General features: G+C 65.7%; 17 protein-coding genes. 13 read left to right on the forward strand and 4 right to left on the reverse strand.

Annotated elements, in window-relative coordinates; all coding sequences use genetic code 11:
• The first annotated feature begins 1 nt into the window (after position 1).
• Positions 2-604, forward strand: a complete 603-nt coding sequence (locus ACYVF5_RS12555; RefSeq protein ID WP_460946887.1) for a histidine phosphatase family protein — start codon at positions 2-4, stop codon at positions 602-604.
• 104 nt (positions 605-708) lie between these two features.
• On the opposite strand, the gene ACYVF5_RS12560 is transcribed toward ACYVF5_RS12555, so the two are convergent.
• Positions 709-1164, reverse strand: coding sequence for a GNAT family N-acetyltransferase (locus ACYVF5_RS12560; protein ID WP_460946889.1), 456 nt, complete (start codon positions 1162-1164; stop codon positions 709-711).
• Positions 1165-1226: 62 nt separating this feature from the next.
• Between ACYVF5_RS12560 and dapB the strand changes: the two genes are divergently transcribed.
• A complete protein-coding gene (gene dapB, locus ACYVF5_RS12565) occupies positions 1227-1967 on the forward strand; it encodes a 4-hydroxy-tetrahydrodipicolinate reductase (RefSeq protein WP_460946891.1) in 741 nt (246 codons plus the stop codon).
• Positions 1964-2407 carry a hypothetical protein gene (locus tag ACYVF5_RS12570; protein WP_460946893.1) on the forward strand — a complete coding sequence of 148 codons (444 nt, stop codon included), beginning with the start codon at positions 1964-1966 and terminating at the stop codon, positions 2405-2407. The genes dapB and ACYVF5_RS12570 overlap by 4 nt, the downstream gene beginning before the upstream one ends.
• A 9-nt stretch (positions 2408-2416) precedes the next feature.
• On the opposite strand, the gene ACYVF5_RS12575 is transcribed toward ACYVF5_RS12570, so the two are convergent.
• Both ACYVF5_RS12575 and ACYVF5_RS12580 read right to left on the reverse strand, forming a co-directional pair.
• Positions 2417-3307, reverse strand: a complete 891-nt coding sequence (locus ACYVF5_RS12575) for a TIGR01777 family oxidoreductase (RefSeq protein ID WP_460946895.1) — start codon at positions 3305-3307, stop codon at positions 2417-2419.
• Positions 3308-3331: 24 nt separating this feature from the next.
• Positions 3332-3757: an OsmC family peroxiredoxin gene (locus tag ACYVF5_RS12580; protein ID WP_460946897.1), complete on the reverse strand. Its 426-nt coding sequence runs from the start codon at positions 3755-3757 to the stop codon at positions 3332-3334.
• 195 nt (positions 3758-3952) lie between these two features.
• Between ACYVF5_RS12580 and dapA the strand changes: the two genes are divergently transcribed.
• The 5 genes from dapA to ACYVF5_RS12605 all read left to right on the forward strand — a co-directional run bounded on the left by dapA (position 3953) and on the right by ACYVF5_RS12605 (position 9958).
• A complete protein-coding gene (gene dapA, locus ACYVF5_RS12585; RefSeq protein WP_460946899.1) occupies positions 3953-4930 on the forward strand; it encodes a 4-hydroxy-tetrahydrodipicolinate synthase in 978 nt (325 codons plus the stop codon).
• Between the two features lie 28 nt (positions 4931-4958).
• Positions 4959-6635 (forward strand): ribonuclease J, encoded by a 1677-nt coding sequence (locus ACYVF5_RS12590; RefSeq protein ID WP_460946901.1) that lies wholly within the window; start codon positions 4959-4961, stop codon positions 6633-6635.
• A 328-nt stretch (positions 6636-6963) separates the two neighbouring features.
• Positions 6964-7983: an efflux RND transporter periplasmic adaptor subunit gene (locus ACYVF5_RS12595; protein WP_460946903.1), complete on the forward strand. Its 1020-nt coding sequence runs from the start codon at positions 6964-6966 to the stop codon at positions 7981-7983.
• Positions 7980-8738, forward strand: a complete 759-nt coding sequence (locus ACYVF5_RS12600) for an ABC transporter ATP-binding protein (protein WP_460946905.1) — start codon at positions 7980-7982, stop codon at positions 8736-8738. The genes ACYVF5_RS12595 and ACYVF5_RS12600 overlap by 4 nt, the downstream gene beginning before the upstream one ends.
• Positions 8735-9958 carry an ABC transporter permease gene (locus ACYVF5_RS12605; protein ID WP_460946907.1) on the forward strand — a complete coding sequence of 408 codons (1224 nt, stop codon included), beginning with the start codon at positions 8735-8737 and terminating at the stop codon, positions 9956-9958. The genes ACYVF5_RS12600 and ACYVF5_RS12605 overlap by 4 nt, the downstream gene beginning before the upstream one ends.
• 83 nt (positions 9959-10041) lie before the next feature.
• Here ACYVF5_RS12605 and ACYVF5_RS12610 read toward each other — a convergent pair whose 3' ends face one another.
• Positions 10042-10200: a hypothetical protein gene (locus ACYVF5_RS12610; RefSeq protein WP_460946909.1), complete on the reverse strand. Its 159-nt coding sequence runs from the start codon at positions 10198-10200 to the stop codon at positions 10042-10044.
• Positions 10201-10207: 7 nt separating this feature from the next.
• On the opposite strand from ACYVF5_RS12610, the gene ACYVF5_RS12615 reads away from it, so the two are divergent.
• The 5 genes from ACYVF5_RS12615 (at position 10208) to ACYVF5_RS12635 (ending at position 14775) form a co-directional block, all read left to right on the forward strand.
• Complete coding sequence (locus ACYVF5_RS12615; RefSeq protein WP_460946911.1) at positions 10208-12883, forward strand: FtsK/SpoIIIE family DNA translocase; 2676 nt, start codon at positions 10208-10210, stop codon at positions 12881-12883.
• A gap of 2 nt (positions 12884-12885) precedes the next feature.
• Positions 12886-13473: a CDP-diacylglycerol--glycerol-3-phosphate 3-phosphatidyltransferase gene (gene pgsA, locus ACYVF5_RS12620; RefSeq protein ID WP_460946913.1), complete on the forward strand. Its 588-nt coding sequence runs from the start codon at positions 12886-12888 to the stop codon at positions 13471-13473.
• A complete protein-coding gene (locus tag ACYVF5_RS12625) occupies positions 13470-13988 on the forward strand; it encodes a CinA family protein (protein ID WP_460946915.1) in 519 nt (172 codons plus the stop codon). Before pgsA ends, ACYVF5_RS12625 begins: the two co-directional genes overlap by 4 nt.
• A 147-nt stretch (positions 13989-14135) precedes the next feature.
• Complete coding sequence (locus ACYVF5_RS12630; protein WP_460946917.1) at positions 14136-14444, forward strand: helix-turn-helix domain-containing protein; 309 nt, start codon at positions 14136-14138, stop codon at positions 14442-14444.
• Between the two features lie 103 nt (positions 14445-14547).
• A complete protein-coding gene (locus tag ACYVF5_RS12635; RefSeq protein WP_460946919.1) occupies positions 14548-14775 on the forward strand; it encodes a DUF3046 domain-containing protein in 228 nt (75 codons plus the stop codon).
• The last annotated feature ends 172 nt before the right edge of the window (positions 14776-14947 follow it).

Here is a 14947-nt window from a genome sequence, read left to right on the forward strand (position 1 = left end):
CATGACGCAGTATCTCTATCTCGTTCGCCACGGCGAGCAGCAGAACGCCGAGCACGGCCTTCCAGACGGACCGCTGTCGCCCCGCGGTCAGCGCCAGGCGCAGCTGCTCGCAGAACGCATAGGGGGCCTTCCGTTGACCTCGGCCAGGCACTCTCCGCTGCAGCGCGCGGCAGAGACAGCCGCAATCATCGCTGAACGCCTTCCGTCTCTCGAACCTGAGGCCAGCGCGCTCCTGTTCGACTGCATCCCGACCGGCAAGACGCCGGAGACGCCATCGGCCTACGAGCCCTTTTTCGGTGCTGTGACCGAGGCAGAGGTCGAAGCGGGGGCCGCGCAGATGTCGGATGCCGTCGCGGAGTTCCTCGCACCGCACTCCGGAGAGCACCACGAGCTGGTCATCACCCACAATTTCGTCATCGCCTGGTTCGTGCGAGAAGTGCTCGGCGCGCCGGCGTGGCGGTGGATGACGCTCGACCAGGCGCACTGCGGCCTCACCGTGCTTCAGCGCAAGCCCGGGCGTCCGTGGACGCTTCTCACGCACAACGACCTCGCGCACCTGCCCGTCGAGCTGCGCACGGGGCTTCCTGATCCCTCGCCGGTCTGACCCCGTGCCCGTTCTCTCTCGAGTTGCGGTCTTCTGTTGCTCATGTCGAGCGTGAGCAGCAGAAGACCGCAACTCATCGAGGGTGAGGCCGGGTCTGTCACCGTTCAGAGCTGTTTGCGGTACCAGTTGGTCGCGTTCGGATTCGTGTTGTACGCCTCGATCGACTCGTAGCCCGCCGATCTGTAGAGACCGCCGGCCGCGGCGAGTGTGGCATTCGTGTCGAGAACGACCTCGAGAGCACCCAGCACAGACGCTCGCCGCTCGAGTTCGGCGAGCAGCAGGCGACCCCAGCCCCTGCCCCTCGTCTTCTCGTGCAGGTACAGGTGCTTGACCTCGTATCGATCTGGCCCGATCCGACGGATGCCACCGCACCCGACCGCGTCTCCCGAATCGTCGATCACGAGCAGGAACTGCCCGGCCGGAGGTTCGAAGCTGTGCGGATCCGGGTAGGTCACCCGGTATTCGCCCCCGATGAAGCCGAGTTCGCGGCCGTGGAAGTACTCGTCGAGAGCCCGCTGAGCACGTGGATCGGTGACGGGAACGGGCTCGAAGGTCGGCACGAACACAGTGTATTCGTCTGGCCCGTGTCTGGCACCCGCACCACGGTTGGTAGATTGGCAGCATGGTTACGACTGTTGCCCTCGTCGGTGCAAGCGGCAAGCTGGGCAGTGTCTTCCGTCGGCTCATCGACGCTTCCCCCGAGTACGAGATGCACTCCGCTCTCGGGTCGTCAAGCGATCTCAACGAGATGAACGGGGCAGACCTGGTCGTCGACGTGACGCATCCGGGGGTCAGCCACGGTGTCGTCACGCATGCGACAGGTCAGGGCATCAATGTGCTCGTCGGCACCTCGGGGTGGCACGCAGACCGCATAGGCATGCTCCGGAACGAGCTCGGTGACTCCGATGTCGGAGTCGTGATCATTCCGAACTTCTCGCTCGGCTCGGTGCTCGGAACCGCTCTCGCGGTCATCGCCGGCCGTTTCTACGACTCGATCGAAATCATCGAGGCCCATCGATCGACGAAGGTCGACTCACCGAGCGGAACGGCTGTGCGCACGGCCGAGCTCATTGCAGAGAGGCGTTCGGGACTCGGCCCGGTTGAGGCGCCGCACATCGATCAGCGGGCACGAGGTGACCGCATCGCGGGCATTCCCGTGCACAGCCTGCGCCTGCAGGGTGTTGTGGCGAGACAGAGTGTGATCCTCGGCGGTGTGGGGGAGACCCTGACGGTCACGCACGACACCCTCGACTCGACGGCATACGAGCGGGGCATCATGATCGCTCTCGATGCGGCGCGGTCCGCGTCTGGCATCACTGTCGGCCTCGACCAGATCATCGATCTGGGGATCGCCCGCCCATGACGACTCGGATCGGCGTCGCGGTGATGACGCTCCTGTTGCTGGTCTACCTCGTTCTCGTCGCCGGGCAGGCGTTGCGGTTCGTTCAGACCGGTGAGCCGATAGCCATCGCCATCGGTGTCGCGCTGATCGTGCTCCCCGTCATCGGCGCGTGGGCTCTTGTGCGTGAGCTGATGTTCGGTGTGCGGGCGGATCGTCTGGGGCGCGAGCTCGCTGCAGACCACGCACTCCCTGGTGAGCAGGTGCCGGTGAGGCCGAGCGGTCGCCCCGAACGAGGAGCCGCAGATGCCCTGTTTCCCGCATATCGCGCAGAGGTGGAAGAGTCGCCCGATGATTGGCGCGCATGGTACCGACTCGGGCTCGTCTATGACGGCGCCGGGGACCGCAGGCGGGCGCGCCGGGCCGTCCGCGAGGCGATCAGGCTGCACGGCGCGTCTTCGTAACCCGACGGCTCAGCTGACCGCGAGAGCCGCGTCGATGGCCTGCTCGACGTCTGTGTGCTCGAACTGGAATCCGCTGGCGAGCAGCTTGGCCGCAACGAGTCGCTGACTCGAGAGCAGAAGGTCCCTGCCTGCGTCGGCGAGCAGCCCTTCGATCGCCCAGCCGGGCGCGGGTACGACGAACGGCCTGTGCAGACGATACGCGAGATGCGTCATGAGGCGGTTTGCCGTCGACGGGTGCGGCCCGACGAGATTGACCGGTCCCTCGAGGTCGGAGTCGATCAGGTGCACAAGTGCAGCGGCCTCGTCATACACGCTGATCCACGGCCAGTACTGGCGACCACCCGCTAACGGGCCGCTCACCCCGAGCCGCGTCAGCAGGATCAGCGGATCGAGCACGCCGCCCCTGGCGATGTTGATGCCGCTTCGGGCGATGACCACTCGCGTGACGTCCGCGGCGCGGCGGGCCTCCCACTCCCACTGCGCGCACACGTTGCTGAGAAACCCGGTACCCGCTGCACTCTGCTCGGTGAGGATCTCTCCGGGGCGGGAACCATAGAAACCGGCTGCCGAGGCGCTCACGAACACCTGCGGCGGCGTGGGCACCGCGTGGATGGCCTCGACGAGGGTGGACGTCGCAGCCACCCGCGATGCGCGGATCTCACGACGATATCCGCGCGTCCAGGGAAGACGGCCGATGGATGCGCCCGAGAGGTTGACGACGGCATCCGCCCCGTCGACGACAGCGGGGTCGAGCCGATGCTCGGCCGGCTGCCACGCGGCTTCGTCGTCACCGCGTGGCGGGCGGCGCACCAGCCGGACGACCGTGTCGCCGCGCGCACGCAGCCTTTCTGTGAGGTGACCGCCGATGAGTCCGGAGGCCCCCGCAATCACAACGCGCATCTGGGCCTCCGGTCGTGTCGCAGGCTAAGCCAGGCTGGCTTCGATGGTGATGTCTATGCCCGCAAGGGCCTGCGACACCGGGCAGCCGGCTTTGGCCTCGTTGGCGATGCGCTCGAAGTCCTCTTCGGTGATGCCGGGGACCTGGGCGCTCACGAGAAGGTGGCTGCCGGTGATCCCGGTTCCCGGCTGGAATGTGACGGCGGCGGTCGTCTGGATCTTCTCCGGGGGAGTGCCGGCGTCTGTGAGGGCGTTGGCGAATGCCATCGAGAAGCACGCCGCGTGTGCGGCGCCGAGCAGCTCTTCCGGCGTCGTCACGCTCTCAGATCCCTCTGAACGCGCCTTCCAGTCGACCGGAAGCGACGCTGCCTTCGATGAGTCGAGCGAGACGTCTCCCGACCCTTCCGTCAGGGTTCCGTTCCATACGGTCGTTGCTTCGCTTGTGACAGCCATTGTGGTCCTCCAACAGGATCGATTGCCGGTTCCGCTTCTGCGAGGGCGGGTGACAGTGCGTAGCGCGCCGTCGACTCGAGCGTAGGGCGTGTGCGGTGTTTTCGCACCTGTTGTCTGCGACAGGATGCCGCGGGCGGGCGGTCGCAAACGGGTGCCTGTCTGACCGTGAGCCCGCAGACGGGCTAATCTAAAGGGGTGTCTAGTGTCGTGAATCCCTTCGGTCAGCTTTTGGTCGCACTGGTGACCCCGTTCACCGCGGACGGTGAGGTCGACTGGCCCGGGGTCGAGAAGCACATCGACGACGTGATCTCTGCCGGCGCCGACGGCATAGTGGTCACCGGCACCACGGGAGAGACGTCGACGCTGACCGACCCAGAGAAACTGAAGCTCGTCGAGGTCGGAAAATCGGTTGCCGCCGGCCGGGCGAAGATCATCACCGGTGGCGGCTCCAACGAGACAGCTCACGCCATCGAGCTCTACAAGGCCAGCGAGAAGGCCGGTGCAGACGGTGTGATGATCGTCACGCCCTATTACAACAAGCCGACACAGGCAGGCATCCTGACCCATTTCAGGATGATCGCAGACGCAACGGATCTGCCGGTCATCCTCTACGACATCCCCGGTCGGACGGGTGTCGAGATCCGATACGAGACGATCCTGCGCGCGGCGAAGCACCCGAACATCCTGGCGGTCAAAGACGCGAAGGGCGACTTCTCCGAGGTGAGCCGTGTGCTCAACCAGACAGACCTGATGTACTTCTCGGGAGACGACGCCAATGCGCTGCCGCACATGTCCATCGGCGCCACGGGCCTGATCGGGGTGACCGCGAACATCGCTGCGGCGCCATACCGCCAGATCGTCGACGCGGTGAACGCCGGCGACCTGGCCACGGCGACCGCCGCGCACAAGACACTCGAACCGCTTGTGCGCGCTGTGATGACCCACGTGCCTGGCACTGTCGCCGCCAAATACATCCTTCATGGTCTCGGCCGCATCGCCAGCCCACGTGTTCGGCTGCCGCTCGTCGGCCCAGAAGAGACAGAGGCCGCGCAGATCGAGAACGAGCTCGACCTCGTGACGCAGATCCAGGGTGTCGACGCTTCGAACTTCCGCCCTGACCGCAATGCGGCTGCCGGCGGCGCACTGCCCAAGGTGCACGGCACCACCCGCTAGAGACACACGTACCTCACAAGGAGGGGCTATGCCCGATTCCGTTTACAACCCGCCTGCCCTCGAGAAGGGCACGCTGCGGGTCATTCCGGTCGGCGGCCTGGGTGAGATCGGCCGGAACATGACGATCTTCGAGATAGACGGCAAGATCCTGATCGTCGATTGCGGTGTGCTGTTTCCCGAGGAGCACCAGCCGGGCGTCGACCTGATCCTTCCGGACTTCTCTCCGATCCGCGATCGTCTCGACGACATCGTCGGCGTGGTGCTCACGCACGGTCACGAGGACCACATCGGTGCAGTTCCCTACCTGCTTCGTCTCAGACAGGACATCCCGCTGATCGGCTCGGGCCTGACACTCGCCCTGGTCGAGGCGAAGCTCAAAGAGCACCGCATCCAGCCGTACAGCCTCACGGTCACAGAGGGCCAGCACGAGAAGCTCGGGCCGTTCTCTCTCGAGTTCATCGCCGTCAACCACTCGATTCCGGATGCCCTCGCCGTCGCGATCACCACCGAAGCGGGAACCGTTCTCGCCACGGGTGACTTCAAGATGGACCAGCTGCCGCTCGACGGCAGGCTCACAGACATGCGTGCTTTCGCCCGCCTCGGCGAGGCAGGTGTTGACCTGTTCCTCGTCGACTCCACGAACGCAGACGTTCCCGGGTTCACCCCGTTGGAGCGCACGATCGGTCCCGTTCTCGACAGGGTCATCGCGAAGGCCCCACGCCGTGTGATCGTCGCGAGTTTCTCGAGTCACGTGCACCGTGTGCAACAGGTGCTCGACGCCGCCGCCGAGAACGGCAGGCGCGTTGCGCTCCTCGGGCGATCGATGGTGCGGAACATGACCATCGCCGCCGAGCTCGGCTACCTCAACGTGCCGGACGGCGTGCTGATCGAATACAAGAAGGCGAAAGACATTCCGGACGACCGGATCGTCTACATGTCCACGGGCTCGCAGGGCGAGCCGATGGCCGTTCTCAGCCGCATGGCGAACCTCGAGCACGCGATCGAGATCGGCGAGGGCGACACCGTCATCCTCGCGTCGAGCCTCATCCCTGGCAACGAGAACGCCGTGTACCGGGTGATCGACGGCCTCACGAAACTGGGCGCCAGTGTTGTGCACAAGGGGAACGCGAAGGTGCACGTATCCGGACACGCCGCAGCGGGTGAGCTGCTCTACTGCTACAACATTCTCAAGCCGAAGAACGTGCTCCCCGTGCACGGGGAGCACAGGCATCTGGTCGCGAACGCGAAACTCGCGATCGACTCGGGGGTTCCGGCCGAGAACACGATAGTGGGTGAAGACGGCACGGTCGTCGATCTGCGCGACGGCGTCGCGAAGGTGGTCGGACAGCTCGACCTCGGCTACGTCTATGTCGACGGTGCCACCGTCGGCGAGATCACGGATGCCGACCTCAAGGATCGTCGCATCCTCGGTGAAGAGGGATTCATCTCGATCATCGTTGTGGTCGAGGCGCAGACCGGCAGAGTCGTTGTCGGGCCCGAGATCCACGCGAAGGGTTTCGCCGAGGACGATGCCGTATTCGACAATGTGAAGCCCAAGATCGTTGCCGCACTCGCGGAGTCCGCCCAGAACGGCGTGAGGGACACTCATGCGCTCTCGCAGGTGGTCCGTCGGACCGTCGGTCGTTGGGTGAACACGTCGTACCGTCGTCGTCCGATGATCGTGCCGCTCGTCATCGAGGCGTAGCGAAGCGGAGCGTCGATGAGCGTGGGTACGGATCGAGGCGTAGCGAAGCGGAGCGTCGATGAGCGTGGGCTCGGATCGAGGCGTAGCGAAGCGGAGCGTCGATGAGCGTGGGTACGGATCGAGGCGTAGCGCTCTTCGACGCGGTCGAGGGTGGCCGTGCACAGGACCGGGGCCGGAGCGCATCGGCACCACAGCGCCGCGATTCTCATCCGAGAGGATGATCTGCCGGGGGTTTCCCCTTCGCTAGGCTGGGCCGGTTGAGTCCGACGACGAGGGGTGCACAACGGTGGGCGTATGGCGTAAATGGGTGTTCCCGATCCTCCGGATTGTGATCTTCAGCGCCATCGCGGTCGCCCTGGTCAAGGTCGCGTTCTTTCCCGACGTGCAGGCGAAGGACGAACCGACGACGCCGACCGCCTCGATCGCCGAACAGGTCACAACCGCGTCGATCGGCTCGATCGTCAACACCGTCGAGGTCGCGGGTTCCGTCGTCGCTGACGACGCCGTGCAGGCGAAGGCGACGCTTGCCGGTGAGGTGCTCGAGGTATTCGTCGCGGTCGGACAGCAGGTCGAGCTGGACGCGCCGATCGCGACGATCAGGCAGGATATCCCCGTCGAACCGGTCGCCGGGGTCGACGCGGAGGGCAACCCGACGCTCACGCAGCCGAAACCGATCTACAAGACGGCGACGGTGACGGCGCCGGTGTCGGGGACGGTGAGTTCTGTGCCGGTCGTCGTCGCTCAGGTGCTCGCCGTCGGTGATCTCGTTGCCAACGTCGCGCCGCCGAGTTTCAGCGTGACCGGCAGCATCCGTCCAGAGGATCAGTTCCGGCTCATCGAGCAGCCGCTCGACGCACAGGTCACCGTCGTCGGAGGTCCGGCGGCCTTCACGTGCACCGGTCTCACCATCACCTCTCCGCTCTCCGGCTCCGAGTCCGGTGCGGGGCAGACGGACCCGGGCTCCGCGCCCGATGCCGGAGGAGCATCCGGGCCGGTCGTGCGATGCCACGTTCCGGCCGACGTCCGTGTGTTCGCCGGGCTCACCGCGACGATCACGCTGCCGGGCGGCAGCGCTGAGAACGTGCTCGTGCTTCCTGCAACGGCGGTCAAGGGCAACTCCGCGTCAGGGAGTGTGTGGGTGCTCGGAGCAGAAGGTCAGAAGGAGGAACGCCCGGTCACACTCGGCCTCAGCGACGGGACGAACGTCGAGATCGTGGAGGGTGTGACCGAAGACGATCAGGTGCTGCAGTTCATTCCCGTCGACGATCCGAGTGATGAACCCGGCCAGGGGTGCATCGAGCAGCCCGACGGCTCGATGTACTGCGACGAGGCTGGTTTCGCTGGATGAGCCTTCTCGAGCTGTCCTCTGTCTCGCGCACGGTCGGGGTTGCGGATGCGCAGCCCCTCACGATCCTCAACGGGGTCGACCTCACCGTCGATTCCGGTGAGCGCGTCTCGATCGTGGGTCGCTCCGGCTCTGGCAAGTCGACGCTGCTCAACATTCTCGGGCTGCTCGATCTGCCGACGACCGGAGAGGTTCTCTTCGACGGGTCGGCGGTCGCGTCGATGAGGTCTCGTCGCCGTGACCGTCTGCGCGGCGACAATGTGGGCTTCGTCTTTCAGCAGTTCAATCTGCTCGACGGCAGAACCGCGTGGGAGAACGTGGCGGTGCCGTTGCTCTATGCGAAGGGCGGCGAGTTCTGGAACCGCGAACGGATCGCCAGGGAGGCACTCGACAAGGTCGGGCTCGCAGATCGTGCGAACGCGCTTCCGTCGAGCATGTCCGGCGGCGAGCAGCAGCGCGTCGCGATCGCCAGGGCCATCGTGCGACGCCCGCGTTTGATCCTCGCGGACGAACCGACCGGCGCGCTCGACGTCGAGACGGGACTCACCGTGATGGAGGTGTTCGAAGAGATCGTCGAACACGAGGGCGCCGCTCTCGTCACCATCACACACGATCCCGCGATCGCGATGCGCAGCGACCGCACCTTCCGCCTCACCAGCGGCGTTCTCGAGGCCGCAGAGATCGACGCCCGTGCGGTGCCCGTTCTCGAACCCCGGCACGTGGCGACGGAGCACGCTCCAGCGGAGTCCGACGCATGAGCCGCTTCTTCACGGGCATCGCGGGAGCCGTTGCAGAGGCGTGGCAAGAGGTGCGCATCCACCGTGGAAGGGTGCTGCTCTCCCTCGTCGGAGTCGCGGTGGCCGTCTGCGCACTCTCGGCATCCGCGGCGGTGTCGGCGATCGCCCAGCAGGCGATCATCGAGCAGAGCGAGAGCTCAGGCGGACGACCCGCGATGCTCGCCATGTATGCCGGCCCGACGGATCCGGCTGCCGCGACGAGCCCGACGGATGTGACCGATGCCTGGTTCACCGTGCTCGAGCGCCACGAGATCCACTACGCGTCCAGAGTGTTGCACGACACCAGGCAGGTGCGCTTTCCCACGGGAGGCCTCGACACGCAGGTGACCGTGGTCGACCAGCCGTACGCCGAGATGCACCGGGCGCGGATCGCGGAAGGATCATGGTTCGCCGCGGGCGACGGGCAGCGGCTCGTGCCCGCGCTGGTCGTGAACACGGCGTTCTGGGAGAACCTGGGTTCGCCCGACCTGTCGACGCATCCGATCGTGAGCGTGCCGGGGCTCGGCGGCATCGATGCCGTCATCGTCGGGGTGTATGCATCAGGAATCTGGGACACGTCTCCGGCGATGTACATGATGGCGGCGACGTATCCGGCGTTGACCGACCCTGCACAGGCCTCTCAATCGAGCGTCCAGTTCGAGATGTGGGTGCCGGAGGACATCTCCGAAGAGCTCTCCGGCCTCATCGCCGGTGAGATGACCACGCAGCTCGGTGAAGGGGCCTCGGTCTCGGTCTACCGGATGGACTACGCCACATATGCCGGAGACCCGACAGCCGTGTTCCAGACGGTCACCTCGGTGGTCGCCGGGATCATCCTGGTGCTCGGTGCGCTCGGCCTGCTCAACATCGCCCTCGTCACGGTGAGACAGCGCATCAGGGAGATCGGCATCCGTCGCAGCTTCGGGGCGACGGGCGGGAGGGTGTTCTTCTCGGTCATGATGGAGAGTGTGGTCGCCACAACCGTCGCCGGCGTGGTCGGCGTCGCCGTGGCGGTGCTGGTCGTGAGCAATCCGTTCATCAGAGACATGGTGACGCAGGGCATGGTCGCCGATCTGCCGCCCTTCCCGGTCGACGCCGCTGTGCTCGGCCTCGTCTCTGCCGTCGTCGTCGGCGCACTCGCCGGGCTTCTTCCCGCGACGATCGCACTCAGGGTGAAAGTGATCGACGCCATCAGGTTCTGACAACGGCTCTGCCGAGCTCGCCCCGGCGAAACGCGGTGATCGTCAACTCCCGCGTCGTTACCGGGGGATGACGCCGGTGCGACCTATCGTGGATGCATGGCTGCGAGCACGAAATCCTCAGGCCGCGGGCGTCGTGCGTCGTCTCGCGCAGACGTGACGCGCGCCAAAGCGACGTCTGCGAGGAACACGTCGAGGACGTCGACGGCGAAGACCGTGCCGTATCCCAGAGAGTCACACGACAATGCGCTTGTGAAACTCTGGTTGGGGCTCGCCCACCTGGTCGGCGGAGCCGCGCGCGCCTTCGGTCCCGAGCAGCTGGCCAAAGACGAGCGTCGTGACGGCATCCCGTTCCTGATCACCCTTCTCGCTGTCGCCGGGATGGTCGTCGAATGGTTCGGCGTCAACAACCCGGTGGCACAGAGCCTGGATGCGTGGACCTTCGGCGGCATCTTCGGCCGCCTGGCGTTTGCGCTCCCCGTTGTGATGCTCCTGCTCGCCGTGTGGATGTTCCGTCACCCGAGCTCCGTCAACGACAACGGACGTATCGGCGTCGGTCTCATCCTGGCTCTCGTCGCGGTCTCCGGCCTGTGCCATGTGTTCGGCGGCACACCGAATCCGAGCGAGGGGATGCCGCAGCTCGCCGTGGCGGGAGGTCTCGTCGGGTGGGTCGTCGGTGCACCGCTCGTTCTCGTCATCACCCCGATCGGCGCCGGCTTCGTGCTGGTGCTGCTGCTGCTGCTGAGCCTGTTCATCATCACCAAGACACCGCCCAATCGCGTCGGCGCGAGGTTCAGGCAGCTCTACGCCTACACCTTCGGCGCTGAGCTGCCGAGCGAAGACGAGCGCAGGCAGGCCAAAGAAGAGCGCGCGACGGACGACACGGAAGACGACTCGCTTCCATGGTGGCGCCGCAACAAGAGCCAGCGTGAAGAGGACCCCGCTTTCGACTCGTCGGCGCCGTCGGATGACATAACCGAATTGCTCGGGACCACCGCGTCGCGTGGCCACGGTGAGTTCGACTCGGCGCTCGAGCCCGTCGCGCCCGCGGAGCGCCCTGCGTCCGCAGACGAATCGCTCACCGAGGTGATCGGCGATCTCTCGGCCGCAGAGGCGGCGGTGGGACAGTACGGCACAGGCACGGGAACGAGCGGGCTGCACGACGACGGCCCAGACGACAACACAGACATCCTCCCCGGCATGGAGAGCATCGGCCTGCTCGGCGATGTCGAGCCGGGAAGCATATCGCGGCCGACTCCGCCGCCCGCGCCGTATCGCCTGCCGTCGGCATCCACCCTTGCGGCTGGCCCGCCCCACAAAGAGCGCTCCGCAGCGAACGACGCCATCGTGACGGCCATCACGAGTGTGCTCGAACAGTTCAAGGTGGACGCGCGCGTGACGGGGTTCTCGCGCGGACCGACCGTCACCCAGTACGAGATCGCCGTCGGGCCCGGTGTGAAGGTCGAGCGCATCACAGCGCTGACGAACAACATCGCCTACGCCGTCGCGTCGAACGAGGTTCGCATTCTCGCGCCGATCCCCGGCAAGAGCGCCATCGGTGTCGAGATCCCCAACACCGATCGTGAGATCGTGACGCTCGGAGACGTGCTCAGGTCGACAGCCGCGACGAACAGCGCCCATCCCATGACGATCGGCGTCGGCAAAGACGTCGGTGGTGGCTACGTCGTGGCGAACCTGGCCAAGATGCCTCACCTTCTCGTCGCCGGTTCGACAGGTTCGGGAAAATCGAGTTTCGTGAACTCGATGGTGACGAGTCTTCTTATGCGGGCGAAGCCGAGTGAGGTCCGTATGGTCCTGATCGACCCGAAGCGGGTCGAGCTCACCGCCTATCAGGGTGTTCCGCACCTCATCACGCCCATCATCACAAACCCCAAAAAAGCTGCCGAAGCGCTGCAGTGGGTCGTGAAAGAGATGGACATGAGGTACGACGATCTCGAGAGCTTCGGCTTCCGCCACATCGACGACTTCAACAGGGCCGTGGTCAACAACGAGATCGTGTTGCCGTCCGGCAGCGAGCGGGTGCTGAAGCCGTACCCGTACCTGCTGGTCGTCGTCGACGAGCTCGCCGACCTGATGATGGTCGCCCCGCGTGACGTCGAGGACTCCATCGTCAGGATCACCCAGCTCGCTCGCGCGTCCGGCATCCACCTCGTGCTCGCCACGCAGCGCCCGTCCGTCGACGTCGTGACCGGGCTCATCAAGGCGAATGTGCCCTCGAGGCTGGCGTTCGCCGTCACGAGCGTCACGGACTCCAGGGTGATCCTCGACCAGCCGGGCGCAGACAAACTCATCGGTCAGGGCGACGGGCTGTTCCTGCCGATGGGCACGTCGAAGTCCTTGCGCGTGCAGGGTGCGTGGGTGAGCGAGGCAGAGATCGAGAAGGTCGTCAAGCACGTCACGCAGCAGGCGCGTCCCGAATACCGCAAAGACGTCGAGGCCGTCACCGAACGCAAAGAGATCGATGCAGACATCGGAGATGACATCGACGTGCTCCTGCAGGCGGCCGAGCTCGTGGTCTCGACCCAGTTCGGCTCGACATCGATGCTGCAGCGCAAGCTTCGCGTCGGTTTCGCCAAGGCGGGGCGGCTGATGGACCTGCTCGAATCCCGCGAGATCGTCGGTCCGTCTGAAGGGTCGAAGGCACGCGACGTGCTCGTCACGGCTGAGCAGCTTCCCGCGGTGCTCGCACGGCTGCGGGGTGAGGAGCCGGGTCCGGTGCCGTCCGGGTCGTCTGCGTCGTCGGCCGCGGGCGCGTCTCAGACCTCCGCATCGTCATCGGCGGCTACGGCATCCGCTCACACCGAAGACCGGTACGCAAACGATCCCGTCGAGGCGCAGTACGAGGGCTACGATGTTGACGACGGCGATTCGCACGAAGACGCCTGGCAGCTGACCGGCAGGGAGTAGGCATGGCGCTACCCGGCGCTCCAGATCGCACGCCATCAGGCAACATGAACCTGCCCAACGTCATCACCGTCGCCCGCATCCTCTGCGCTCCGCTGTTCATCTGGATGCTGCTGGCGGACGCAGGCGCAGACGGTGCGTTGCGTTGGTGGGCCGCCGTGCTGTTCATCGTCGCCATCGCCACAGACGGCCTCGACGGCGCCATCGCACGCAGCAGGGACCTTGTCACCGATCTCGGCAAACTTCTTGACCCGATCGCGGACAAGGTGCTGACGGGGGCCGCGTTCGTTGTGCTCTCGATCCTCGCCGAACTGCCGTGGTGGATCACCATAGTGGTGCTCGTGCGAGAGTGGGGGATCACTGTCCATCGGATGCTCGTTGCGCAGGATCACGTTGTGGCGGCCGCGTGGATGGGCAAGCTCAAGACCGTTTTCCAGGCTGTTGCGCTGTCGTTCGCCCTTGTGCCGTTGTGGAACCTCGTCGGAGACTGGATCTTCTGGGCGAATGGTGTTCTGATGGCGATCGCCGTCGCCCTGACGGTCGCGAGCGGAATCGACTACATCGTGACCGCCGCGAGGTCCAGGCGGCCGTGAACGAGTCGCCGTCGGGCCGAGGCGTCTCTGACCTCATCGCCGACCTCACTGCGGCAGGCCTGACCGTCGCCGTCGCCGAATCGCTCACCGGCGGGATGCTGGTGAGCGAGCTGATCCGTCCCGCGGGTGCATCGGCGGTTGTGATCGGCGGTGTGGTCGCCTACGCCACAGACCTCAAGTGTTCCGTGCTGGGTGTCGACGAACAGCTGCTCGCCGTGCGCGGACCCGTGGATCCGGATGTCGCCACGGCGATGGCGGTGGGTGTCAGGCGGCGTCTGGCCGTCGCCGGTGTGCTCCCCTCGATAGGCATCGCGACGACCGGTGTTGCGGGGCCGGACCCGCAGAGCGGGCACGCGCCAGGAACTGTCTACATCGGTGTCAGCTCCGAGCGTGGCGCTCACGCCGTTGCCCTGGCCCTTTCAGGGTCGCGCGACGACATCAGATCGGCGACCGTTTCGCATGCTCTCGAACTGCTGCGCCTCGAAATCGTCGAGGCGCGATCCGCCGCGGAATAGGCGGTGTTACATTCGCGTTACTCCTGTCGGTCTCACAACAAAAAATCAGTCAGTCGCACTAGGGTTTTCGTAACGGTTGGATGTAGTAGTGTTGTCCATCCTGAAGCCCGCAGCTCGCGGCTGACGAGCAGAACGAAGGAGGGTCCTGTGGTACTGGTTCGACAAGAAATCGGCGATGTTCTCCGTGACTTCCGCCTGCAGAAGGGGCGTACCCTCCGTCAGGTTGCCAGCAAGGCGAGTGTTGCGCTCGGCTATCTCAGTGAAGTCGAGCGCGGCCAGAAAGAGGCCTCGAGCGAGATTCTCGCCTCGGTCGCAGAGGCGCTTGAAACGCCCATCTCTGTGATCATGCGAGAGGTCGGCGACAGGTTGGCCGTCATCGAGGGGATCGATCCGATTCCCGACACCGTCCCAGACGAGTTCGTGGCGGCACTCGACGCAGACCTCGTCACACAGTAGCCAGATCGGCATTACGCCGTTCGCCGATTGTGGCCATACGTCACCCCGAAGCGTCTCGCTTCGGGGTGACGTCGTGTGAGGGCGCCGAACAAACGGGAGAACGATGAAACAGAGCGAACTGCGCCAGGCACTCAACGAGGAGTTCGGAACGTCGTATGCGTCGGTGCTCGCGTCAGACCTGGTTCTCGGATCACTCGGCGGTCGAACACCGAACGCGGCAATCAGCGCGGGCGAGCAGCCGCGCGTCGTGTGGCTGGCTCTGTGCCGAGAGCTCGGTGTTCCGGAAGAGCGCTGGTATGGGGCGGGGCGGCCGGAGCCGCAAGAGAGCTGAGCCGTCGGGCGGTTCCCTCCCGCGCGTCGCTTTCGAGGCGATGCGGTTTTCCGTCATACTCCGACACTCACACCGTTGCGCCTTCCGGCCCCGCCGTGCATCCCACCGTGTTCGCATCGCGAGGCGCGAACCATCAGGCGCGCGTGGACTGGGAAGCGATCTGAGCCCGAAG

The sequence above is a fragment of the Okibacterium endophyticum genome, assembly GCF_054780075.1.

Bases quoted from the DNA above. Each gene is read 5' to 3' on its own strand.
- ACYVF5_RS12590 (WP_460946901.1), top strand. From the start codon at position 4,959: ATGCCCGATTCCGTTTACAACCCGCCTGCCCTCGAGAAGGGCACGCTG.
- ACYVF5_RS12600 (WP_460946905.1), top strand. From the start codon at position 7,980: ATGAGCCTTCTCGAGCTGTCCTCTGTCTCGCGCACGGTCGGGGTTGCG.
- pgsA (WP_460946913.1), top strand. From the start codon at position 12,886: ATGGCGCTACCCGGCGCTCCAGATCGCACGCCATCAGGCAACATGAAC.
- ACYVF5_RS12575 (WP_460946895.1), bottom strand. From the start codon at position 3,307: ATGCGCGTTGTGATTGCGGGGGCCTCCGGACTCATCGGCGGTCACCTC.
- ACYVF5_RS12580 (WP_460946897.1), bottom strand. From the start codon at position 3,757: ATGGCTGTCACAAGCGAAGCAACGACCGTATGGAACGGAACCCTGACG.
- ACYVF5_RS12605 (WP_460946907.1), top strand. From the start codon at position 8,735: ATGAGCCGCTTCTTCACGGGCATCGCGGGAGCCGTTGCAGAGGCGTGG.
- ACYVF5_RS12555 (WP_460946887.1), top strand. From the start codon at position 2: ATGACGCAGTATCTCTATCTCGTTCGCCACGGCGAGCAGCAGAACGCC.
- ACYVF5_RS12570 (WP_460946893.1), top strand. From the start codon at position 1,964: ATGACGACTCGGATCGGCGTCGCGGTGATGACGCTCCTGTTGCTGGTC.
- dapB (WP_460946891.1), top strand. From the start codon at position 1,227: ATGGTTACGACTGTTGCCCTCGTCGGTGCAAGCGGCAAGCTGGGCAGT.
- ACYVF5_RS12635 (WP_460946919.1), top strand. From the start codon at position 14,548: ATGAAACAGAGCGAACTGCGCCAGGCACTCAACGAGGAGTTCGGAACG.